Annotated in this window: 19 protein-coding genes; 8 read left to right on the plus strand and 11 right to left on the minus strand. The window is 68.0% G+C overall.

The genetic code is table 11. The features are described from left to right. Positions 1–48: 48 nt before the first annotated feature. A complete protein-coding gene (locus K7G19_RS03540) occupies positions 49–1,479 on the plus strand; it encodes an aldehyde dehydrogenase family protein (RefSeq protein ID WP_150083871.1) in 1,431 nt (476 codons plus the stop codon). Positions 1,480–1,558: 79 nt separating this feature from the next. Beyond that, a complete protein-coding gene (locus K7G19_RS03545; RefSeq protein WP_223129656.1) occupies positions 1,559–1,777 on the plus strand; it encodes a hypothetical protein in 219 nt (72 codons plus the stop codon). A gap of 15 nt (positions 1,778–1,792) precedes the next feature. Here the strand turns inward: K7G19_RS03545 and K7G19_RS03550 are convergent, their stop codons facing one another. From K7G19_RS03550 to K7G19_RS03570, 5 genes are all read right to left on the minus strand, one after another. After that, entirely contained in the window at positions 1,793–2,203 is a 411-nt protein-coding gene (locus K7G19_RS03550) for a PIN domain-containing protein (protein ID WP_150083870.1), read from the minus strand. Further along, complete coding sequence (locus tag K7G19_RS03555; RefSeq protein ID WP_149316020.1) at positions 2,190–2,423, minus strand: AbrB/MazE/SpoVT family DNA-binding domain-containing protein; 234 nt, start codon at positions 2,421–2,423, stop codon at positions 2,190–2,192. Before K7G19_RS03555 ends, K7G19_RS03550 begins: the two co-directional genes overlap by 14 nt. A gap of 99 nt (positions 2,424–2,522) precedes the next feature. Further along, positions 2,523–4,892, minus strand: a complete 2,370-nt coding sequence (locus K7G19_RS03560) for an ATP-dependent DNA helicase (protein WP_255650602.1) — start codon at positions 4,890–4,892, stop codon at positions 2,523–2,525. A gap of 137 nt (positions 4,893–5,029) precedes the next feature. Further along, positions 5,030–6,049: a Bug family tripartite tricarboxylate transporter substrate binding protein gene (locus tag K7G19_RS03565; protein WP_370639472.1), complete on the minus strand. Its 1,020-nt coding sequence runs from the start codon at positions 6,047–6,049 to the stop codon at positions 5,030–5,032. Between the two features lie 199 nt (positions 6,050–6,248). Beyond that, positions 6,249–7,169 (minus strand): LysR substrate-binding domain-containing protein, encoded by a 921-nt coding sequence (locus tag K7G19_RS03570; protein ID WP_149316022.1) that lies wholly within the window; start codon positions 7,167–7,169, stop codon positions 6,249–6,251. Positions 7,170–7,359: 190 nt separating this feature from the next. On the opposite strand from K7G19_RS03570, the gene gtdA reads away from it, so the two are divergent. The 5 genes from gtdA (at position 7,360) to K7G19_RS03595 (ending at position 12,590) form a co-directional block, all read left to right on the plus strand. Continuing rightward, positions 7,360–8,406: a gentisate 1,2-dioxygenase gene (gtdA, locus tag K7G19_RS03575; RefSeq protein ID WP_226105812.1), complete on the plus strand. Its 1,047-nt coding sequence runs from the start codon at positions 7,360–7,362 to the stop codon at positions 8,404–8,406. A 98-nt stretch (positions 8,407–8,504) separates the two neighbouring features. Then, positions 8,505–9,206 carry a fumarylacetoacetate hydrolase family protein gene (locus tag K7G19_RS03580; protein ID WP_226105814.1) on the plus strand — a complete coding sequence of 234 codons (702 nt, stop codon included), beginning with the start codon at positions 8,505–8,507 and terminating at the stop codon, positions 9,204–9,206. 13 nt (positions 9,207–9,219) lie between these two features. Beyond that, positions 9,220–9,861 carry a maleylacetoacetate isomerase gene (maiA, locus tag K7G19_RS03585; RefSeq protein ID WP_149316025.1) on the plus strand — a complete coding sequence of 214 codons (642 nt, stop codon included), beginning with the start codon at positions 9,220–9,222 and terminating at the stop codon, positions 9,859–9,861. 37 nt (positions 9,862–9,898) lie between these two features. Next, positions 9,899–11,116 (plus strand): 3-hydroxybenzoate 6-monooxygenase, encoded by a 1,218-nt coding sequence (locus K7G19_RS03590; RefSeq protein ID WP_226105816.1) that lies wholly within the window; start codon positions 9,899–9,901, stop codon positions 11,114–11,116. Between the two features lie 127 nt (positions 11,117–11,243). After that, positions 11,244–12,590 (plus strand): aromatic acid/H+ symport family MFS transporter, encoded by a 1,347-nt coding sequence (locus tag K7G19_RS03595; RefSeq protein WP_226105819.1) that lies wholly within the window; start codon positions 11,244–11,246, stop codon positions 12,588–12,590. On the opposite strand, the gene K7G19_RS03600 is transcribed toward K7G19_RS03595, so the two are convergent. Both K7G19_RS03600 and K7G19_RS03605 read right to left on the minus strand, forming a co-directional pair. Next, positions 12,587–14,002, minus strand: coding sequence for an FAD-dependent oxidoreductase (locus K7G19_RS03600; RefSeq protein ID WP_226105821.1), 1,416 nt, complete (start codon positions 14,000–14,002; stop codon positions 12,587–12,589). The two genes, K7G19_RS03595 and K7G19_RS03600, sit on opposite strands and share 4 nt — an antisense overlap. Positions 14,003–14,015: 13 nt before the next feature. Continuing rightward, positions 14,016–14,999: a tripartite tricarboxylate transporter substrate binding protein gene (locus K7G19_RS03605; RefSeq protein WP_226105822.1), complete on the minus strand. Its 984-nt coding sequence runs from the start codon at positions 14,997–14,999 to the stop codon at positions 14,016–14,018. Positions 15,000–15,128: 129 nt separating this feature from the next. Between K7G19_RS03605 and K7G19_RS03610 the strand changes: the two genes are divergently transcribed. Then, a complete protein-coding gene (locus K7G19_RS03610; RefSeq protein WP_149316474.1) occupies positions 15,129–16,013 on the plus strand; it encodes a LysR family transcriptional regulator in 885 nt (294 codons plus the stop codon). Positions 16,014–16,351: 338 nt separating this feature from the next. Here K7G19_RS03610 and K7G19_RS03615 read toward each other — a convergent pair whose 3' ends face one another. From K7G19_RS03615 to K7G19_RS03630, 4 genes are read right to left on the minus strand one after another with little or no spacing between them, the layout of a single operon-like run. Further along, positions 16,352–17,428 carry an iron ABC transporter permease gene (locus K7G19_RS03615; protein WP_226105824.1) on the minus strand — a complete coding sequence of 359 codons (1,077 nt, stop codon included), beginning with the start codon at positions 17,426–17,428 and terminating at the stop codon, positions 16,352–16,354. Further along, complete coding sequence (locus tag K7G19_RS03620; RefSeq protein WP_226105826.1) at positions 17,425–18,762, minus strand: ABC transporter substrate-binding protein; 1,338 nt, start codon at positions 18,760–18,762, stop codon at positions 17,425–17,427. Before K7G19_RS03620 ends, K7G19_RS03615 begins: the two co-directional genes overlap by 4 nt. After that, the gene (locus K7G19_RS03625) at positions 18,759–19,769 is read right to left on the minus strand and encodes an ABC transporter ATP-binding protein (RefSeq protein WP_226105828.1); all 1,011 of its coding nucleotides are present in this window, start codon (positions 19,767–19,769) and stop codon (positions 18,759–18,761) included. The genes K7G19_RS03620 and K7G19_RS03625 overlap by 4 nt, the downstream gene beginning before the upstream one ends. After that, complete coding sequence (locus K7G19_RS03630) at positions 19,766–21,859, minus strand: TonB-dependent siderophore receptor (protein ID WP_226105830.1); 2,094 nt, start codon at positions 21,857–21,859, stop codon at positions 19,766–19,768. The genes K7G19_RS03625 and K7G19_RS03630 overlap by 4 nt, the downstream gene beginning before the upstream one ends. Positions 21,860–22,060: the final 201 nt, after the last annotated feature.

Here is a 22,060-nt window from a genome sequence, read left to right on the forward strand (position 1 = left end):
GGGCGACGTCGATGCCGCAGCGCCGATCCGTTGAACAAGGAAGCTACCGTGAAATCGCACTACATCGCCGGCGAATGGGTCGCCGGCAACGACAGCAGCGCCAACGTCAATCCGTCCGATGTGTCGGACATCATCGACCACTACGCGCAGGGCGATGCCGCCCTAGTCGACCAGGCGGTCCGCGCCGCGCGGCAGGCCTTCGGCAAGTGGTCGCTGTCGACGCCGCAGCAGCGCTTCGATGTGCTCGATTTCGTCGGTAACGAGCTGCTGCAGCGCCGCGCCGAGCTGGGCGACCTGCTGGCGCGCGAGGAAGGCAAGACGCTGCCCGAGGCGACCGGCGAGGTGGTGCGCGCCGCGCAGATCTTCAAGTTCTTCGCTGGCGAGGCGCTGCGTACCGCGGGCGAGGTGCTGCCGTCCGTGCGCCCCGGCATCGGTGTCGAGATCACGCGCGAGCCGATCGGCGTGGTCGCGCTGATCGCGCCGTGGAACTTCCCGATCGCGATTCCCGCGTGGAAGATCGCCCCGGCGCTGGCCTACGGCAATTGCGTGGTGTTCAAGCCCGCGGAGCTGGTGCCGGGTTCGAGCTGGGCGCTGGCGGAGATCCTGAGCCGCTCGGGCCTGCCGGCCGGGGCGTTCAATCTGGTGCTCGGCCGCGGACGCGATGTCGGCCAGCGGATGGTCGAACATCCGCAGGTCGACGCGATCAGCTTCACGGGCTCGGTGACCACCGGGCGCAGCATCGCCGCGCAGGCCTGCCAGCGCATGGCGAAGTTCCAGCTGGAGATGGGCGGCAAGAATCCGCTGGTGGTCACCGACGATGCCGACCTCGAGCTTGCGGTCGAAGTCGCGCTGCAGGGCTCGTTCTATTCGACCGGCCAGCGTTGCACCGCGTCGAGCCGCATCATCGTCACACAGGGCATCCACGACCGCTTCGTTGCCCGGCTCGCCGAGCGGACCGCGGCACTGGTGGTCGGCGACGCCCGCGATGCGCGCACGCAGATCGGCCCGGTGGTCGACGCGCGCCAGCTCGAACAGGACGAGCGCTACATCGCCATCGGCAAGGCCGAAGGCGCGCGGCTGGTGTGCGGCGGCGAACGGCTGTCGCTCGGCAAGGACGGCTTCTACCTGAGCCCGGCGCTGTTTGTCGAGTGCAGCAACGACATGCGGATCGCGCGCGAGGAGATCTTCGGGCCGGTGGCCGCGGTGATCGCGGCCCGCGACTACGAGGAAGCGCTGGCGCTCGCCAACGATACCGAATTCGGGTTGTCCGCCGGCATCTGCACCACCTCGCTGAAGCTGGCGACGCATTTCAAGCGCCACGCGCAGGCCGGCATGGTGATGGTCAACGCGCCGACCGCCGGCGTGGATTTCCACGTGCCGTTCGGCGGACGCAAGGGATCGAGTTATGGTCCGCGCGAACAGGGGCGGTATGCGCAGGAGTTCTATACGACGGTGAAGACGGCGTATGCGGCGGCTTGATGGCTACCCCATGGCGGCTTGACGCACCGGCCGCCCCGCTTGGAATGCGGCCATTCCACCATCAAGCGGGGCATGGCCAATGGAGTCGGTCATCGGGTTCGTGGCGCGGTTCGCGATGTACGTGCTGTTCCAGTTCGTCCTCTACTGGCCGGGCTGGCTCGTACTGAAGATCGTCACGCTGGGGCGATATCCTGCCTCGCCACTGCGGCGCGAAGCGTGGTACGAGTTCGAGCTCGTTGCGGTCGTGGGCATGCTTGCCGTCGCGGGGATCGTGATGGCCATCGCGGCGCTGGCGTAGCGGGCAATCGGCAGCCTAGAGAAAAGGATTCCGTATCGTCAGGCCGTCCTCGACGATCAGCCCGTCGTGCATGTCCTCTGTGTACAGGATCTGACATCCGCTCATGGAAGCGGTAGCGACGATGCAGGCATCGTAGAACGCGAAGCCATGCCGTTCAGCCAGTCGCCGTGCAGAGTCGTGGATATCGACTGTGAGTGGGACCACAGTGCAAAAACTTTTCACCGCGTCCACCAGGTCCGCGATCTCGTGCCAAGCCATATCCAGCTTTCGGACGCATACGCTGGTCACCTCGTTCAGCACTTGAACGCTGATCATCGGCCGCGTCCTCAGCAAGGCTTCAGAACGGTTTGCTTTCCTGGCGTCCTCCGACAGCAAATAAAGAACGACGTTGCTATCAATGAACGCGCTGCCTTTAGGTTCTCTCATTCGCCTCATCCCGACTGAACTTGAAGTCAGCTGGCAGCCTTCCACGCAGCTGTCTCACCCGCTCCAGCAACACATCGGCACCGGGCTTTTTTCGGACAGCGAAGGTCCGCGGGTCATCGACCACAATCTCGATGTCGTCACCTTCACGCAATTCGAGCGCCTCCACGACGCTGGACGGCAGACGCACAGCCAAGCTGTTACCCCACTTCGCTACCTGCATGGCTTTCTCCTTGGATATACATTGGAAATTGTATATCCAGAGCAAACCGAATGCTAATGCCTTCTTAGGCACACCAGCATGCGCATTGCCGCTCCCGAATTACGCATCGACCCGCCACCATCTCGGCAACAACTCCCGCACCGACCGCTGCGCAAACCGGTCGTCGATCAGATACACCACGCCGCGGTCCTCGCTGGTGCGGATCACCCTGCCCGCCGCCTGCACGACCTTGCGCAGGCCTGGATACAGGTACGCGTAGGCATAGCCGTCGCCGAACGTGTCCTCCAGCCGGCTGCGCAGCTGCTCGTTGACCGGATTGAACTGGGGCAGGCCAAGCGTGGCGACGAAGGCGCCGATCAGGCGGTCGCCGGGGAGATCGACGCCCTCGGCAAAAGGCCCGCCCAATACGGCAAAACCCACGCCGCGGCCGCCCGGCTGGAAGGCGGCGAGAAATTCGGCCTGCTCGCCCTCGTCCATGCCGCGCGCCTGCGACCAGATCGGGATATCGGCATGCCGCTGCGCGAACAGGGCCAGCGCATCGCCCAGGTAGTCGTGGCTGCTGAAGAACGCGAGATAGTTGCCCGGACTGTCGCGATACTGCGCGGCGATCAGTTCGACGATATCGGGCAGCGAGCGCTGCCGATGCGCGAAGCGGGTCGAAATATGCGACGCGACGCGAACGCGCAGCTGGTCCGGCTGGAAGGGCGACGGCACCTCGTGCCAGACCCATCGCTCCGGCAGGCCCAGCATATCCGCGTAGTAGGAGGCCGGCGCCAGCGTCGCCGAGAACAGCGAGACCGAATGCGCAGCCGCCAGCCGCGGCCGCAGGAAATGCGCCGGCACCAGGTTGCGTACCCCCAGACGGACATTGCCGTGCGCGCCGCGCGCCGGCATGCGCGTCATGTCGAACACGGAATGCGGACCGATCTGTTCGGCGAGCCGGCAGAATTGCAGCACATCGAAATAGAAGCGCTGCAGCGCCGGGTCCTGCTCGGTGGGCCGCTCCGTGAACCGTTCCAGCAACGCAGCGCACAGCCCTTCGAAGGCATCGAGCAACGGCGCCGGGACTTTCGCCTCGGCCCGATAGTCGCCGGCCAACGTCTTCGCCGCGGCATTCCATTGGCGGCCGACGCGATCGAACGCGCGGCGCAGCTCCACCGGCGCCTGCCGCCGCAGCGCGCGGAATTCGGCCTGATCGAGCGTGGCGCTGTACATGTCGCGCGCCCGCTCCGGCAATTGATGGGCCTCGTCGACCAGCACGCTGACGCGCCAGCCGTCGTGCAGCGCAAAGGCATGCAGCAGCGCCGTGCGGTCGAAGTAGTAGTTGTAGTCGGCCACCACCACATCGCTCCAGCGCGCCATTTCCTGGCTCAGGTAGTACGGGCAGATGTCGTGGGCCAGCGCGATCTCGCGGATGTGGCCGCGGTCCAGCATCGTCCGCTGCGCCGCCTGCGCACGCGCCGCGGGCAGCCTGTCATGGAAACCGCGCGCCAGCGGACACGCTTCGCCGTGGCAGGCACGCCCCGGATATTCGCAGGCCTTCTCGCGGGCCACCATCTCCAGCACGCGCAGGGGCATCGCTTCCCGCTGCGCGGCCAGCCCGCGTGCGGCTTCCAGCGCCAGCGCCCGGCCGGTCGAGCGGGCCGACAACACGAACAGCTTGTCGATCTTCTGCTTCGGCATCGCCTTCAGCGCGGGGAAGATCGTGCCGACGGTCTTGCCGATGCCGGTGGGCGCCTGCGCGAGCAGGCAGCGGCCGGAGAGGTTCGCGCGATAAACCGATTCGGCGAGTTCGCGCTGGCCGGCCCGGAATCCGGCATGCGGAAAGGCAAGCGCCTCCAGCGACAGATCGCGCTCGGCGCGATGCGCCAGCTCCTGCTCGGCCCAGCCGATGAAGGCACGGCATTGCGCCTCGAAGCCGTCGCGCAGCGCCACCGCGGTAAAGCGCTGCGCCTCGGTTCGCTCGCGCCCGCTGACGATATCGAAATAGACCACCGCGATCTCGATGTCTTCGAGATCTTCGCGCTGGCACATCAGCCAGCCGTAGACCTTGGCCTGCGCCCAATGCAGATGCCGATGATGGGCCGGCACCTCGGCCGCATCGCCGCGCACGGTCTTGATTTCCTCGAGCCGCCGCAGCGCCGGATCGTAGCCGTCGGCACGGCCGCGCACGCGCAGCGGACCGAAGTCACCGCTCAGCGCGATTTCGGTCCGATAGCCGGCAGGCCGGCGGGACGTCACGGTGGCATGGCCCGCCACGCCCTCCAGCGCGGTCGGCGAAGGGGTGAACCGCAGGTCCAGATCGCCGGCGCGGGCGGTGAATTCGCAAAGCGTGCGGACCGCGACGATGTAGCGCGGTTCGTCGTCGGCCGCCACCACTGGCCCGACTTCCCCGCACGGCGAAGCGGGGAGCCGGTCCTGGGCGATGGCGGAAGAATTGGGCGGAGTGGCAGTAACAGCGGCGGGCATCGATAACTGCAGGGGATCGCGCCATTTCGGTGAGGCCCTTCGTTGACGTCGTTCGTCGGGGCCGAAATGGACTGTATAAATATACAGGTACGCGACGGGCGTGTCGATGTCCGGGCTTCATCACCGCATTGGCGCAATCAATCCACCGTGATATTCGCGCTGCGCGCCACCTTGCCGAACTTCTCGTATTCCGCCTGCGTCAGCGCTTGCAGCTCGGCGGCGCTCGACGACTTCGGGTTGAAGCCGGCCTGCACCAGCTTGTCGCGCACCGGCGCACTGCCCAGCGCCTCGACGAACGCCGCATTGAGCTTCTGCACGATGTCGGCCGGCATGCCGGCGGGCCCGTACACGCCGAACCACGGCTCGACCGAATAGCCGGCCAGTCCCGCCTCGGCCAGCGTCGGCACATTGGGCAATGCCGGCGAGCGCGTGCTGCCCGCCACCGCCAGCGCGCGCAGCTTGCCGGCCTGGATATGCGGCAGCGAGGCCGGCAGGTTGTCGAACATCACGGGGATATGTCCGCCCAGCATGTCGTTGATTGCCGGGCTGCTGCCCTTGTACGGCACGTGGGTCAGGCTGGTGCCCGTCATCTGCGCAAACATCGCGCCGGCCAGATGCATCGAGGTGCCGGTGCCCGCGGTCGCGTAGGTCAGCCCGGGATTGCGCTTGGCCCACGCCACCAGCTCGGCGACGGTCTTGACCGGCAGCTGATTGCCGACCTCCAGCACGATGGTCGACGTACCGAGCAAGCTCACCGCGGTGAAATCGCGGCGCGGATCGAAGGGCATCGCCTTGTAGATATGCGGGTTCAGCGCATTGGTAGAAATCGCGCCGAAGCCGATCGTATAGCCGTCCGGCGCCGCCTTGGCCACGGCCTCCATGCCGATATTGCCGCCGGCGCCCGGCCGGTTCTCGATCACCACGGGCTGGCCCAGCTTTTCGCCGACACGCTGGCCGACGGTGCGTGCGACCAGATCGGTGGTGCCGCCCGCGGCGTAGGGCACGATGAAGCGGATCGGCTTGGTCGGATAGTCGGCGGCGCTGGCGGGTTTCGGCAGTCCGAGCATGGCGGTGGCGAGGCCGGCGAGCGCGATGCCGCGAACGGTACGGCGGGGAAGATGGCGGGCGCGAGGCGTCATGGGCGTGATTGGCGTCATGAGGCGGTCTCCTTTCGTGTGGTGATGATTTGCGTTCGTTGTTGTCGTTGTTGCGGCTCGCAGGCCGATGCCGATGCCGAAGCCGAAGCCGAAGCCGAAGCCGAAGCCGATGCCGAAGCCGAAGCCGATGCAAGCCGGCGGGCGCCATCATATCCAATCCGCACGTGCGCGTGGGACCGTTCGAGACGGCAGACCACCGTCACACGCTGCCACCCCCGCCCGCTTCGCGCAAGGCATCGAGCGCGGCCACCACCGCGCCGCGGCGGAAGCTGTCCTCGCGCCAATACATCGACACCGAGCCGAAGCCCGACAGCCGCAACGGCACGATGCGCAGCGCGCCCAGATCCTCGAGCCGGCGCGCGGTGCGGTGCGAGGCGACGCCGATCATGTTCGTATGGTTCAGCAGCGTCAGGTTCAGGATGGTCGAATTGGACTCGACGCAGCGCGCGGGCAACGGGCGCCCGGCCGCCGCCAACGCGGATTCGAGCGCATTGCGGATCGGCGTGCCGCGCGGCCAGATCACCCATTGGAACGATTCGAGCGCGTTCCAGTCGAGCGCCGCCATCGCCAGCAGTGGATGCTTGGGGCGCGCGACGAAGTGGATCGGCTCCATGTACAGCGCTTCGGTACGCAGGCGCGCGTCCTGCAACTCGGGCGCGGAGCGCCCGACCACGATGTCGAGCTCGCCGCGCGCGAGCCGGCTCATCAGCTCATCCATCGTGCTCTCGACCAGGCGGATCTGCGCGCCGGGCATCGCCTTGAGCAGCCGCACCACCGCCAGCGGCACGGTATCGGCCGCCGATGCGCCGGAGGTGCCGATCACCACGAGGCCGCTGCCGCCATCGCGCAGCGCCTGCAGATCGTCGCGCGCGCTATCGAGCTGCGCTTCGATGCGGCGCGCATGTTCGATCAGCGATTCGCCGTAAGGCGTCGGCCGCAGGCCGCGCGCGTGCCGCTCGAACAGCGGCAGGCCGATGTCCTCCTCGAGCTCCCGCAGCCACTTCGACAGGCCGGGCTGCGTGGTATTGAGCGCCGCCGCGGTCTGGCTCATGTTGCCGGTCTCGGCCAGGCTCAACAGCATTTGCAGGTTGCGAAGCCGCAGCCTGTGTGTCCAATCCATCAGGGAAAACCCTCCCAGTCATATCCATATTCGTATGGATCAGATCAACAATTCATTTTTCGAAATATACCTGCACGGCTACAGTTCCAACCAACGAATAACGACGAATGACGCGGACAAGCCCCCCTGCCTCTCATCCGCAGACGGGAGATGGGGGCCTCCGCCGGTGCCTTCTCGATTGGAGACCTCGATGTCGAACAGCAAGCGGGATATCGCCCGCGCGGCCTATTACGAGCAGATCGGACGCAGCCATATGGCGCCGCTGTGGGAATCGCTGCACGCGCTGGTGCCGCCGCAACCGCAGCCGAAAGCGCAGCCGGCGATCTGGAAATACGAGCAGATCCGTCCGCTGGTGATGCAGGCGGGTTCGGTAATCAGCGCCGACGAAGCGGTACGCCGCGTGCTGGTGCTCGAAAACCCCGGCCTGCGCGGCAAATCGAGCATTACGTCGACGCTGTACGCGGGCCTGCAACTGATCCTGCCCGGCGAAATCGCGCCCAGCCATCGCCATACGCAGTCCGCGCTGCGCTTCATCGTCGAGGGCCAGGGCGCGTGGACCGCGGTCGACGGCGAACGCACGACGATGCATCCCGGCGATTTCATCATCACGCCGTCGTGGACCTGGCATGACCACGGCAATCCAATCGAGTCCGACGGTGGCGAACCGGTGGTCTGGCTCGACGGACTCGATATCCCGCTGCTGCTGCAGCTCGATGCCGGCTTTGCCGAGAGCTATCCCGAAGCCGTGCAGCCGGTCACGCGGCCCGAGGGCAACAGCTTCGCGCGCTTCGGCAACAACATGGTGCCGGTGCGCCACCAGCCAACCGGCGGCAGTTCGCCGATCTTCAGCTATCCGTACGCGAGGACGCGCGAGGCGCTGGACCAGCTCTATCGCCATGGCGACCTGGACCCGTGGGACGGCGTCAAGCTGCGCTACGTCAATCCCGCCACCGGCGGCTGGCCGATGCCGACCATGGCCACCTTCATGCAACTGCTGCCGGCCGGCTTCCAGGGCCGCACCTATCGCAGCACCGATGCGACCGTCTACAGCGTCGTCGAGGGCCGCGGCACCGCGCGCATCGGCGAGATGCAGTTCCAGTTCGAGCCGCGCGACATCTTCGTCGCGCCGTCGTGGCAGCCGGTGCAGCTGGCGTGCGTCGAGGACGCGGTGCTGTTCAGCTATTCGGACCGCCCGGTGCTCAGCGCCTTGAATCTGCTGCGCGAAGAACGGCTCTGACCGCCCGCACATCGGAACAGTGGCGCGCCCCGGCGCACGGGCCGCGCGCGCCATCCCCGCATTCATTCCCGAACGATACGATCCTGCAAGGACTTCCCATGCCCTATGTTTTCGATCCGGCGCCCACCGTCGCCATTCCCGTTGCCGGCAGCGGCGACGACCGCTTCCCAGTTCGCCGCGTCTACTGCGTCGGCCGCAACTACGCCGCGCATGCCCGTGAAATGGGCTTCGATCCGGACCGCGAGCCGCCGTTCTTCTTCTGCAAGCCGGCCGACGCGGTGATTCCGGTGGCCTACGGCGACACGCTGTCGCTGCCCTACCCCTCGCAGACGCAGAACTATCACTACGAAGCGGAACTGGTGGCCGCGATCGGCCGTGGCGGCAGCGATATTCCGGTCGAGCAGGCGCTCGACCACGTCTGGGGCTATGCGGTGGGTCTCGACATGACCCGGCGCGACCTGCAGATGAAAATGCGCGAGATGGGCCGCCCCTGGGAAATCGGCAAGGCCTTCGATGCATCGGCACCGATCGGCCCGCTGCATCGCGCCGGCAACGTCGGCCACCCCGAGCAGGCCGAGCTGTGGCTGACCGTCGATGGCGAGACGCGCCAGCGCAGCAATGTCTCGCATTTGATCTGGTCGGTCGCGGAAACGGTGGCCTGCCTGTCGCAGTACTTCCGCCTGCAAGCGGGCGACCTGATCTTTACCGGCACGCCGGAAGGCGTCGGCGCGGTGAAGCCGGGACAGCAAATAGTGGCCGGCGTGCAGGGACTCGGCGAACTGTCGGTGCGCATCGTCTGAGCGGAAGCCGATCATGCAGCTGCACAGCTTCTTCAACAGCTCGACGTCCTACCGCGTGCGCATCGCGCTCGCGCTGAAGGGCCTGCCCTACGACTACGTGCCGGTCAATATCCGCAACGGCGCGCATCGCGACGCCAGCTATGTCGAGCGGATCAACCCCTCGGCCAGCGTGCCGGCGCTGGCCGACGGCGACCTGCACCTGGGGCAATCGCTGGCGATCATCGACTACCTCGATGCGCGCCATCCGGAACCGCGGCTGATCCCCGCCGACCCCGAAGCGCGGGCGCGCGTGCTGGAGCTGTCGTATGCGATCGCCTGCGACATCCATCCGGTCAACAACCTGCGCGTGCTGCGCTATCTGCAGGACACGCTGGGCGTATCGCCGGAGCAGAAGGATGCGTGGTACCGGCACTGGGTCGACGAGGGCCTGGCCATGGTCGAACGGCTGCTGGCCAAGCGCGCGGCCGGCCCGTGGTGCTTCGGCGACCAGCCAACGCTGGCGGACTGCTGCCTGGTGCCCCAGATCGCCAACGCGCAGCGCATGGGCTGCGACACCGAGCGCTTTCCGCTGACGATGGCGGTCTACCGCCATGCGGCCGAGCATCCGGCCTTCCGCGCCGCCGAGCCGCGCCGGCAGCCGGACTATCAAGGCTGAGCGCCATGCTGCCCGAGGAGCGGGACAGGAGACATCGATGAACACAACACAACAGGACCGCAAGGTCATCGTGGTCGGCGGCGGCATCGGCGGCCTGGCCGCGGCGCTGGCCCTCGCGCGGCAGGGCATCCGCATCGAATTGCTGGAACAGGCCGAACAGATCGGCGAGATCGGCGCGGGCATCCAGCTCGCGGCCAATGCCTTCGCCGCGCTGGACGCGCTCGGGGTCGGCGAGGCAGCGCGCAACCGCTCGGTATTCACCGACCATTTGATGCTGATGGACGCGGTCGATGCCAGCGAGGTCGCGGTGGTCGACGTCGGCGAACGCTACCGCGAACGGTTCGGCAATCCCTATGCCGTGATCCATCGCGCCGACATCCATCTGTCGATCCTCGAAGCGGTGCAGGACCATCCGCTGATCCGCTTCCGCACGGCCACGCGGGTGGAGGGCCTCGAGCAGGACGACAACGGCGTCACCGTGATCGACCAGCGCGGCGAGCGGCACCGCGCGGACGCCGTGATCGGCTGCGACGGCGTCAAATCGGCCGTGCGCCAGGTGCTGCTGGGCGACGAGCCACGCGTCACGGGCCACGTGGTCTATCGCGCGGTCGTCGAACTGGAGGACATGCCGCAGGACCTGCGCATCAATGCGCCGGTGGTCTGGGCGGGTCACCATTGCCATCTGGTCCACTACCCGCTGCGCGGCGGCCAGCAGTACAACCTGGTGGTGACGTTCCATAGCCGCGAGCAGGAGGTGTGGGGCGTGCGCGAGGGCAGCAAGGAGGAAGTGCTGTCCTACTTCGAAGGCATCCATCCGCGCCCGCATCAGATGCTGCATCGTCCGACCTCGTGGAAACGCTGGGCGACCGCCGACCGCGATCCGGTCGAGCGCTGGAGCTTCGGCCGCGCCACGCTGCTGGGCGACGCCGCCCATCCGATGACGCAATACCTCGCTCAGGGCGCCTGCCAGGCGCTGGAGGACGCGGTGACGCTCGGCGCCGCGGTCGAGCACTGCGACGGCGACTTCGAGGCCGCGTTCGCGCTGTACGACAAGGTCCGGATTCCGCGCACGGCGCGCGTGCTGTATTCCGCCCGCGAAATGGGCCGGATCTACCACGCCAAGGGCGTCGAACGGCTGGTGCGCAATTCGTTGTGGGTCGACCGCACGCAGGAGCAGTTCTACGACGCGCTGGCCTGGCTGCATGGATGGCGCGCGCAGGATTGCCTGAAGGCTCCGGGCCAGCGCCCGGGCTAGCCCGGCTCGATATTTCGTCGCTCGACGTTTCGTTGAAGCTCTTGCTGGACCACGTAGTCCCGCCGCCTCCCCACGGAGACGGCGGCGCCCCAGCTCATCCATTCAAAACCAGAATCCGGAGACAACCATGCCGCGCCCCGCCGCCATCGACGTGACGCGCTTCATCGACGAAGCGCCGTTATCGCCGTTCCAGATCCTGATCGTCGTACTGTGCTTCCTCGTCGTCGCCATCGACGGCTTCGATACCGCCGCGATCGGCTTCATCGCGCCCGCCATCCGCCGCGAATGGCAGTTGAGCCCGGCACAACTGGGGCCGCTGTTCGGCGCGGGCCTGGCCGGCCTCATGGGTGGCGCCTTCCTGTTCGGCCCGCTGTCGGACCGCTACGGCCGCAAGACGGTGCTGGTCTTCAGCGTGCTGTTCTTCGGCGTGGCCAGCCTGGTATCGGCCTGGTCGAACTCGCTGTGGGAGCTGATCGCGCTGCGCTTCATCACCGGCCTTGGGCTGGGCGGCGCGATGCCCAACGCGATCACGCTGACCTCGGAATACTGTCCCGACAAACGCCGCTCGTTCCTGGTGACGACGATGTTCTGCGGCTTCACGATCGGCTCGGCGCTCGGCGGGCTGGCCTCCGCGGGCCTGATCGAATCGTATGGCTGGCGCTCCGTGCTGGTGGTCGGCGGCGTGCTGCCGCTGCTGCTGGTGCCGGTACTGCTGGTGCTGCTGCCCGAGTCGGTCCGTTATCTGGTGACCGTGAGCAAGAAGCTCGATCGCGTCGCCGCGACGCTGCAGCGGATCGACCGCAACGCGGACCTGCGCGACGCCGGCTTCATGGTGCCGCCGCGCGCGCAGGCCGGCTCGCCGGTCTGGCATCTGTTCCGTCCCGATCTGTTGCGCGGCACCTTGTTGCTGTGGTTCGCCTTCTTCATGAGCCTGCTGGTGATCTACCTGCTGTCGAGCTGGCTGCCGACCGTGCTGCGCGGCACCGGCATCTCGCTGAAGCACGCGGCGCTGGTGACCGCGATGTTCCAGGTCGGCGGCACCGTGGGCGCCATCGTGCTCGGCTGGCTGATGGACCGGCTGAACCCGCACTACGTGCTGGCCGCGAGCTACACGCTGGCCGGCGTTTTCACCGCCCTGATCGGCAATGTGACCGCGAGCCCGGTGCTGGCCGCCGTCGCCGTGTTCTGGGCCGGCTTCTGCGTGTCCGGCTCCCAAGTCGGCGCCAACGCGCTGTCGGCGGCCTACTATCCGACCGATTGCCGCGCGACCGGTGTCAGTTGGGCCAACGGCGTGGGGCGCATCGGCTCGGTGGTCGGCTCCGTCGGCGGCGGCGCGATGCTGTCGCTGGGTCTGGGCATGCCGGCGCTGTTCGTGCTGGTCGGCATTCCGGCTGTACTGGCCGGCCTGACGATGCTGGTGCTCGGCCGCGGGCATCCGGGCGGCCGAGCGGCGATACCCGCGGTGCAGGGCTAGGCGCGCTTCAAGCGCTCATATTTCGCTTCGCCGAGAAAGGCGCCCTGCTTGACCAGCAAGGCCTGCAGTTCCGCCACGTCGATGTCGTGCGGCGAACGGCCGTCGCGCACCGCCAGCGCGGCTGCGGTGCCGGCCGCCTGGCCCATCACGAAGCAGGCGCCGGACACGCGCGCGGCCGATTGCCCGTCATGCGTCATCGACGCACAGCGGCCCGCCACCAGCAGGTTGTCGACGCCACCCGCGCTGGCGCGGCGAGGCAGCAGCATCCGGTATGGCAGCTGGTTGTAGCCGCGCGAATCCGGAATCGGCGGCCAGACCCATTGCACGTCGCCGGCCACATGCTTTTCCAGCGGCCAGCCGTTGACGCCGATCGCATCGGGGAAATCCGCGCAGTTAAGCACATCGTCGGCGCTCAGCATGGTTTCGCCGATCAGGCGGCGCGTTTCGCGGATGCCGAGCTGCGGCGCGATGTCGAGCGCGTAGGCGTTCTCGAAGCCCGGCACCCTGGTGCGCAGGAAGCGCAGGTACTCGACGATCTGGCGGCGGCCCTCGATCTCTCCTTCGCTCAGCGACTGCGCATCGGTGCCGTCGGTTGCCGAGCCGTCGAGCTTGCGCAGCTGGGTCACGTTGACGCGCCACTCGTAAGGATGCTTCTGCGGGCGGACCACCGCGCCGCGCCGCGGGAAGCGGAATTCCCCGGCGGCCTCGGCTTCGTCCATCAACGCCGGGATCGTCTTCCAGGCCTCGCCCGCGCGTTGCGCATCGACATTGCCGACGCGGAACATCAGCGTGGGGTACAGCATATGTCCGTGGCCGTCACCCTTCTCGGTCGGCACCCCGGCCCAGTGCGCGATGTCGGCGTCGCCCGAGCAATCGATGAAACAGCGCGCGCGCACCGCGACGCGGCCGGACTTGGTCTCGAGCAGCAGCGCATCGAGCGTGCCGTCCGCATGCCGCGCGACGCCGGCGGCCAGCGCATGGAACAGCAGATGAACGCCGTGATCGGCCAGCAGCGCATCGGCGGCGCACTTGAACGCCGACATGTCATAGGCTTGCGCGTGGATCTTGCCGAGCACGAGATGCGGTTCGTTCAGGCCGTCGAGCCGGCGCATCCGCATCAGCAGATCGTCGGCGACGCCGTGCACCACCTGGCGGATCTCGCCGAATACGTTGGCATGCAGCCCGCAGAAGTTGGTCACGCCGGCCGCCGTGCCCATGCCGCCGAGGAAACCGTAGCGCTCGGCCAGCAGCACGCGCGCCCCGTTGCAGGCCGCCGCCGCGGCCGCGCTGATGCCGGCGGGGCCGCCGCCCAGCACGACCACATCGAAGGGGCCGAGCACGGGGACATCGCGCGCCGCCTCGGTCAGCGTGTCCCCGCGAGAGAGTCCAGAGCGAGCAGAGAGACCTTCCATTGTCGTTGCCATGCTAGTCCAGCCGAATCCTGTGTTTTTCGATGACCGGCTTCCAGCGTGCGACGTCCTCCGCCATCACGCGGCGGAACGCATCGGGCGTGTTGCCGACCGGGTCCATGAATTGGAGGCGCAGCTTCTCGCGCAGCGCCGGTTCCGCCAGCACCGCGACGATCTCGTCGTGCAGCCGCTTGACGATCGGCGCCGGCGTGCCGGCCGGCACCACATAGCCGATCCAGGCGTCCGCCTGCACGTCGGCGATGCCGGCCTCCGCGAGCGTCGGCAGGTCCGGCAGCGAGGGCGAACGCTTCGCGCTGGCCACCGCCAGCGCCTTGATGCGCCCATTCCTGACATGCGGCATCACGGTGGCCGCCGGCAGGATTGCCATGTCGACGTCGCCGGCGATCACGGCGGTGACCGCCGCGCCGGAGCCGGGGTACGGCACATGGACCGGATCGGCCTCGCTGCGCGCGGCCAGCGCCGCCACCGCCAGATGCGAGATCGTGCCGGCGCCCATCGATGAATAGCTCAATGCCTTCGGTTGCTTCTTCAGCAGCGCCAGCAGTTCGGCAGCGTTGCGCGCCGGGACGCGATTGGCTACGACCAGCACCGCCGGCTGGCTGGTCGCGATGGTCACCGGCTGCAGGTCGCGCGCAGGGTCATAGGGCATCTTGCCGTACAGCAGCGAATTGACCGCCAGCGGACCGGCGATGCTGAGCCCGATCGCTTGTCCATCGGGTTTTGCCTTGGCGATGGCATCGGTGCCGATATTGCCGGCGGCACCCGTCTTGTTCTCCACCACCATCGGCTGCCCCAGCCGTGCTGTCAGCCGTTCGCCGATCAGCCGCGCGGTGATATCGGGCGTCGAGCCGGCCGCAAACGGCACGATCACGCGCACCGGTCCGCTCGGCCAGTCCTGTCCATGGGAAAGCGTCGATACCGCGGCCGTCGCGGCCAGCGCGGTACAAGCGAGCCATCTCCCCAGCCTGCCTGTTTGCATGCGATGTCTCCAAGGATGTCTTGTTTGTATGCCGGCGCGCTATCCGGTGGCGCCTTGCGGCAAGATTAGGGCAATGGCACTATGGCGTCCATGCAATGGCCGACATAGGCGCAAGCGGGATTCTTAATAATGGATACGAAGCTGCTGGCGATCTTCGACGAGGTGTACAAGACGCGAAGCGTGTCGCGTGCGGGCGAACATCTTGGCCTGCCGCAGACCTCGGTCAGCCTGGCGCTTGGCCGCCTGCGCAAGCAGTTCGGCGATCCGCTGTTCGTCAGGACCGCCGAAGGCATGCTGCCGACCCCGCATGCGGAGACGCTGATCCAGCCGTTCCGCCAGGCGCTGGCGATCCTGCGCACCGCCACGCAGCAGCAGGTGGTGTTCGACCCGCCGCGATCGGAACGCACCTTCCGCATCAGCATGACCGATATCAGTCATCTGCAGTTTCTGCCGGGCCTGATGAACCGACTGCATGCGCTGGCGCCGGGCATTCGCGTGGAAGTGATGCGCATCTCCACGGACACGCCGAAGCAGCTCGAAAGCGGCGAGGCCGATCTGGCGGTCGGCTTCATGCCGGAGCTGGAGGCCGGCTTCTACCAGCAACGGCTGTTTCACCAGGGCTTCGCCTGCGTGGTGCGACAGGACCATCCCCGCGTGGATCGGCGCATGACGGTGTCGCTGTTCAAGCGCGAGAAGCACGTTGCCATCACCGCGGCCGGCACCGGGCACGATCTGCTCGAGCGCGAGCTGGAGCGGCGGCGCGTCACGCGCAACGTCGCGCTGTCGCTGCCGACACTGCCGGGCCTCGGGAATCTGCTGGCCAATACGGACCTGGTTGCCACGGTGCCGGAGCGAGTGGCGCAGATGCTGATGGGCATCGCCAACGTCAAGGCGCTGGCCCCGCCCTTCCCGCTGCCGACGTTTTCGATCAAGCAGCATTGGCACGAGCGCTACCATCAGGACCCGGCCAATCGCTGGCTGCGTTCGGTGATCGCGGACCTGTTTCTCGATTAGGCCGTCGTGCCGCCGCGGATCGCCCGTATCATGCCGGCGATCCACACCACTCCTTGCCCACACCGGCAGCGCCGGACGCTGACCCGCGATGGACTAGCTGTCAGCCTGTTCTGGGCATCGCGCGTGCGGCGGTGACCGGCGCGCGGCGACGATGCCGCAAGTGAAATCCGCGGCGGCTGTTGCCTGTCAGCCGGAAACCGCAGGCAGATCGTCGCGATGGACCACGTGGACCTTGTTGCCGTCCGGATCGCGCAGATTGCAGGCGGGCTTGGGAGTTGGGCGAAAATACTGGCGGTTAATTGCACTTATTCAGTGGAAGGCCGCCGCCGCAGTAGTCCTCATTCGGCGCGATGCAGCGCCTTTGTCCGGTACAGCATGTAGAGCGCCACCGGCGCGCCGACCAGGCCGATCACTGCGTTGAGGTGAAACACATGCCGGCTCCAAGGCAGATGCACCACCAGGTCGGCGGCAAGGCCGAGGACCGCGCCGACCAGCGCCGCACCGGGCAGCAGCACGCGATGGTCGGCGCAGCGCCACAGCGCGCGGGCCACCTGCGCGGAAACCAGTCCCAGGAAGCCCACCGGTCCGCAGAAGGCCGTCACCAGTCCCGTCAGCCATGCGGTGGCCAGCAACGCGGCCCGCTTGACCCGCGCCACCGGAATCCCCATCGATTCGGCATAGCGCTCCCCGAGCAGCAGGCCGTTGAGCGGCTTGACCAGCAACAGGCTGCCGAGCAGGCCGATCGCTACCCCGGGCACCAGCAGTTCGAGCTGCCGGCGCGTGGCACCGGCAAAGCTGGCGTCGTCCCAGGCCTTGAACGCGCGCGCCTGCGTTTCGTCGATGAAGTGCATCGAGGCGCTGATCAGCCCGACCGCCAGATAGCCGAGCATCAGTCCGGTGATCAGCAGCGTCACCGTGCCGACCCGGCGCGACAGCACCGCGAGCAAGGCCAGCACGGCGGTGGAGCCGGCGATCGATGCCAGTGCCATGCCGAGGTCGCCGACCAGTCCGTAGCGCAGCAGAAAGGCATTGCCCGCGACGCCGGCGATGGTGACCAGCAGTGCCGTGCCCAGCCGCGCGCCGTGCACGATGCCGAGCACGAAGGGATCGGCCAGCGGATTGCGGAACAGCGTCTGCAGCAGCAGGCCCGACACGCCCAGGGCGGCCCCGCTGACCATCGCGTTGATCGCCCGCGGCAGGCGAAAGCCCAGCACGATCTCGCGCCAGACCTCGGCCTCGACCGGCTGCGCGGTCAATACCTGCAGCACGGCCGGCAGCGGCACGGCCACCGCGCCCAGCGTGAGTTCGGTCAGCAGCAACACCACGATGGCCAGCACCAGGCCGGCGAAGCTCAGCGGAGCACGCCGCATGGAGGTCCGCGGCATCGGCGCCGTGGCAGAAGTCAGGGTCGTCACGGTAGTTTCCGCAGGAATCGAGAGGGGGGATCGGAGGTCGGCGTGGCGGCTTGCGCAGCCAAAATGATGTCGGCCGCTTCGTCAGCAAGTTGGGGATGCAGCGCCGCGATGGCCTCGGCGAGCTGGATATGCGGCCGCGTCATGCTCTGGTCCTGGTACGGATACGCCCAGGCCCCGGTATAGCCGCGGTCCCATGCATGGACGTTGCGGCCGGCCGCCGCGGCAAAGCGCCCGTGCAGCGGACTGGCGGCAAGCCATGCTTCGAGATCGGCCCGCCCTCCCACCGTGCCGAGCCAGGCCGGCGCATCGACGCCGCGCGCATAGACGCGCTCGAACGGCAGATAGACCAGGCTGCCGGTGCCGCCGCCGTCCAGCACATAGCGTCCGCCCGCGTCCGCAATCAGCCGCGCGCGCTGGTTGTCCGCGCCGAAGGTCTCGAAGCTCTGTCGTCCCGCGGCAAAGCCGGACATCACCGCGGGACGAGTCGGCGCGCGCGCCGCCAGCGTGGCCAGCCGGCGGTACGCCGCCTCGATCGACGCGAACTGCGCGTTGGCCCGCTGCTCGCGGTTGGTCAGCAGCGCCAGCAGCTTGAGCCATTCCGCGCGCCCGAGCGGATGGGGCTCGTGATGGTCCGCCTGCGCGATCGCACGCACGCCCAGCTCCCACAGGCGCGGATGCATATTGCCCTGCGGATAGGCCGAATAGAAGCTGAGATAGACATCGGCCTGCACCGACATCGCCTGCTCGATCGAGGCATGGCCGTAGCCCCACATATCATGGACCTTGCCCTGCTCGATCCGCGCCCGCACCGATGGCACGGTCACGCTGCGCACGTTTTCCGTGCCGAACAGGCGTTCCACCAGGCCCAGTTCGTCAAGCGCGCCGAGCATGGCCGCGTTGCCGGTGACCAGGCGCTGGATCGGCACCATGATCACCGGTACGTCGTCGCGATGCGGCGGCACCGGCGTACCGCACTGGACCAGCAGGTATTCGAGCCGTTCGCCGGTGCCCACGCTCGGCGTGAAGCGCACGCGCTTGTAGTGCGGGCCGTATTCGACCTCGAGCTGGGACGCATGCGAGAACGTCGTCTTGTGCGGGAAATAATCGACTCCGGGCCGATAGTCGGCGACGCAAGCGGCATCGAGATTCGCGGTGGGCCCGGCAGCGCCGACGGCCTGCTTCGGCCACCTGGCGCGCGGCGGCGCTTCGATCCGCGTGCAGCCGCACAGCAGCACGGCCAGCGCGATGGCGGACGCGCTGGCCCACGCGATCGCCGATGCGGTCGCCGACGCGATGGCGGACCCGGTTACGGTCGCGGTCCCGCGCCGGTTCACCGCGGCTCCTCCCGTGCGAACGCCGCCGCGCTCGACGGCGTTCGTAGCGCCTCGACCAGCGCGCCAAGCGTCGGATAGCACGTCGCCACGCCGCCTTCACCGGCGACGGTATATCCCGCCGCATCGGCGCGCAGCGTCAGCGCGGCGGCGGGATCGCGCACATACCCGGCCCGCTCCAGCGCCCGTGCGGCCCAGCTGGCGCGCAGCCCCGCGCCTTCCAGCCGGATCGCGCGGGTTCCTGCCGGTCCCACGCGCAGCTCCGCGCGTTCGAGATCGAAGGTCAGTCCGTCGGCGGCAAAGCTCGCCCCCAGCACGCCGTCGATGGCGAGGTCCTCCGGTGCGCCGACATGCAACCGCCGCTGGCCGTCGATCAACCACAGCTCGTCGGCGTAGCGCAGCGCCAGTTCCAGGTCGTGCGTGGACAGCAGTACCGCGAGGCCATGCCGGTGTGCAAGATCCAGCAGCAGCTGCATCGTGCCGACGCGGCGCGGCAGGTCGAGGAAGGCGGTCGCTTCGTCGAGCACCAGCAAGCGTGGCTGCTGTGCCAGCGCGCGGGCAATCATGATCTTCTGCCGCTCGCCGTCGGACATCTCGGCAACCAGCCGCTCCGCCAGCGACAGGGCGCCGGCGCTCGCCAGCGCGTCGTGCACGATGCGATGGTCGTCGGGGCTCAGCCGGCCCGCCCAGCCCAGATAGGGATAGCGCCCCATGCTGGCCAGCTCGTAGCCGCGCATCAGCGTGCCGTCGACCCGCTCGGTCAACACCACGGCAAGACGCCGCGCACGTTGCGCGGCGGGCATCGCGTGGATCGACTCGCCGTCCAGATGCACCTGTCCCGCCACGGGCGCCTGCATCGCGCACAGCGTGCGGATCAGCGTCGATTTGCCGGCGCCATTCGCGCCCAGCAGGCAGACGAACCGCCCGCTCGGGATGGACAGGTCGAGCGGCCCGAGCAGCGGACGCCCGCCATGGCCGGCGAACAGTCCCGTGGTCGCCAACACCGTCACAGCGTCGCTCCGAAGCTGGCGAACACGGTGCGCGGCGCGCCCGGATAGGTCGGCACGAAGGCGCCGCCGGAGTCGTAATAGCGGCGATCGCCCAGGTTCTGCACCGTCAGCTGCAGCTTGTAGCGCCGCGCCTTGCCGAAGCGGTAGGCGATATTTGCGTCCCAGCGCGTGTAGGACGGCAGAGCGAACGAGTTCTCCGTGTTGGCCTGCCGTTCGCCCACATAGGTCGCGCCGATGCCGACGCTCAGTCCCGACGCGGCGCCGGCGAAATCGTAGGTGGTCCAGATACTGGCGGTGCGGCGCGGCGCATTGGCCAGCAGCTTGCCGACCAGCGCCGGATTGCTGTCGGCGGCGATCTCGGCCTTGTATTGCGTGTAGCTCGCCAGCACGCGCCAGCGTGGCGTGATGCTGAACGGCACGTCGATCTCCCAGCCGCGGCTGCGCTGCTCGCCGACCTGGACCACATAGTTGAAGTCCTCCGGATCGGAGACCACGCCGTTGCTGCGGCGGATGTCGAACAGTGCGACGGTCGGCTCCAGCCGGCCGTCCAGCAGGCTGAACTTGGCGCCAATCTCGGTCTGCTTGCCGCGCGACGGCGCGGGCAGCGTGCCGGCGCGCAGCATGCCGCCGGACGGTTCGGTCAGGAAGGACCGCGCCCAGCTGGCGTAGAGCGACACGGGCTCGACCGGCGTCCACGTCAGCCCCACGCGCGGCGACAGCGCATCGTCATGCCGCACCAGCGTGTCGGCCGCCTGCAGGTACTGGGCGCGCGCGCTGGTCCGCGAGCGGTCGTAGCGCAGGCCGAGCAGCAATCGCCAATGCGGTCCGAACTGCAGCTCGTCCTGCGCGTACAGGCCGAGGTTGCGGCTGGCGTAGCGCGAGCCGTCGTACGGCAGCAGCGCGCCGGCGTTGGCGCCATGCACCGGGTGGTAGAGATCGATCGGCAGGTTCACCGGGAAGCCGCCCGGCCCCAGATTCGCCTGCGCGCTGAAGTCCCACTCGTCCCAGTTGTAATCGGCACCGATCAATACGCGGTGGCCGATGCCGCCGGTATCGAAGCGGCGCGAGGCCTCGGCCATCAGCGTGGTATCGGTCTGCCGGTCGATATTGCGCTGCTTGCGGCGATTGACCTGCGGGTCGGGCCCATCGGCGCCGCTGAGCGCGGGAAATCCATACGGGTACCAGACCGCATCGGTGCGCGCATGGGAGCGCAGCGCGCCGGCGCGCAATGCCCAGCCATTGTCGAAGCGATGATCGAGCACCAGCGAGCCCAGCGCGCTGTCGTTGTCCAGCCGCGCGTCCCGCTCGCCATAGTTGTAGTGGATCGGCACGTTGAGGAACAGCGGGCTGTTGCCGAAGCCGCGGTCGAAGGCGCCGCGCCGGCGGCCGAACTCGAACTCCGCGGTCAGGCGGGTCTGCGGTGCCAGCTTCCACTGCAGCACCGGCGAGACGAACAGCGTCTGCGCGTCGACGAAGTCGCGGAAGCTGCGATTGTCCTGCCACGAGCCGGTGATCCGGTAGCTCAGCGTGTCGCTGATCGGCCCGGTGCTGTCCACTGTCGCGCGCCGGAAATCATGGCTGCCGCCGGTCAATTCCACGCTGTGCCTCGGCTTGTCCAGCGGCTTGCGGGTCACGATATTGACCACGCCGCCCGGCTCGAAGCGGCCATAGAGCGCGGACGCCGGGCCCTTGAGCACCTCGATCTGCTCGATGTTGGCCATCTCGTCGACCGGGGCGAAGACGCTGCGGCGAAAGCCGTTCTTCAGGTTCGCCGAGGTCGCGAAGCCGCGCAGGCGGAAGCGGTCGTTGCTGCCGCCCCAGCCGACTTGTGCCGTCACACCGGGGACCGTGCGGATGGCCTCCCCCAGCGTGAACACGCCACGGTCCTCGATCAACTCGCGCGTCACGGTCTGGATCGAGAACGGCGTTTCCTTCAGCGCGGTATCGCTCTTGTTGGCGGTGGGTGCGACCACCGCGCGGTAGGCCCGCTCGCGCGTGCCGGTAACGGTCACCGCCTCCAGCTCCGCGACCGCTCCGGCCTCGCCTTCCTGCGCCGCGCAGATGCCCGGCGCCGTGGCCAGCAAAGCCACGGCGGCGCGCTGCTGCCATCGGTTTGTATGAGGTTGTCTTTGCATGGTAGAGCGCACGGTGAGCGGGTCAGGGTGGATGAGATCGACGAGGTCGACGAGGCCAATAAGGTCGATAAGGCCGATAAGGTCGATAAGGTCGGCCAGGTCGACAAATCCGATAATGATATTGCATTATCATTAGAAGTCAATTGCGCCGAATCG

This window comes from Cupriavidus sp. DB3 (assembly GCF_020418465.1).
GTDB classification, from domain to species: Bacteria; Pseudomonadota; Gammaproteobacteria; order Burkholderiales; family Burkholderiaceae; genus Cupriavidus; species Cupriavidus cauae.

Coding starts and splice junctions, on each gene's coding strand:
- K7G19_RS03590 (WP_226105816.1), top strand. CDS start 9,899: ATGAACACAACACAACAGGACCGCAAGGTCATCGTGGTCGGCGGCGGC.
- K7G19_RS03610 (WP_149316474.1), top strand. CDS start 15,129: ATGGATACGAAGCTGCTGGCGATCTTCGACGAGGTGTACAAGACGCGA.
- K7G19_RS03545 (WP_223129656.1), top strand. CDS start 1,559: ATGGAGTCGGTCATCGGGTTCGTGGCGCGGTTCGCGATGTACGTGCTG.
- K7G19_RS03580 (WP_226105814.1), top strand. CDS start 8,505: ATGCCCTATGTTTTCGATCCGGCGCCCACCGTCGCCATTCCCGTTGCC.
- K7G19_RS03555 (WP_149316020.1), bottom strand. CDS start 2,423: ATGCAGGTAGCGAAGTGGGGTAACAGCTTGGCTGTGCGTCTGCCGTCC.
- gtdA (WP_226105812.1), top strand. CDS start 7,360: ATGTCGAACAGCAAGCGGGATATCGCCCGCGCGGCCTATTACGAGCAG.
- K7G19_RS03560 (WP_255650602.1), bottom strand. CDS start 4,892: ATGCCCGCCGCTGTTACTGCCACTCCGCCCAATTCTTCCGCCATCGCC.
- K7G19_RS03550 (WP_150083870.1), bottom strand. CDS start 2,203: ATGAGAGAACCTAAAGGCAGCGCGTTCATTGATAGCAACGTCGTTCTT.
- K7G19_RS03605 (WP_226105822.1), bottom strand. CDS start 14,999: ATGCAAACAGGCAGGCTGGGGAGATGGCTCGCTTGTACCGCGCTGGCC.
- maiA (WP_149316025.1), top strand. CDS start 9,220: ATGCAGCTGCACAGCTTCTTCAACAGCTCGACGTCCTACCGCGTGCGC.
- K7G19_RS03595 (WP_226105819.1), top strand. CDS start 11,244: ATGCCGCGCCCCGCCGCCATCGACGTGACGCGCTTCATCGACGAAGCG.
- K7G19_RS03570 (WP_149316022.1), bottom strand. CDS start 7,169: ATGGATTGGACACACAGGCTGCGGCTTCGCAACCTGCAAATGCTGTTG.
- K7G19_RS03600 (WP_226105821.1), bottom strand. CDS start 14,002: ATGGAAGGTCTCTCTGCTCGCTCTGGACTCTCTCGCGGGGACACGCTG.
- K7G19_RS03565 (WP_370639472.1), bottom strand. CDS start 6,049: ATGACGCCAATCACGCCCATGACGCCTCGCGCCCGCCATCTTCCCCGC.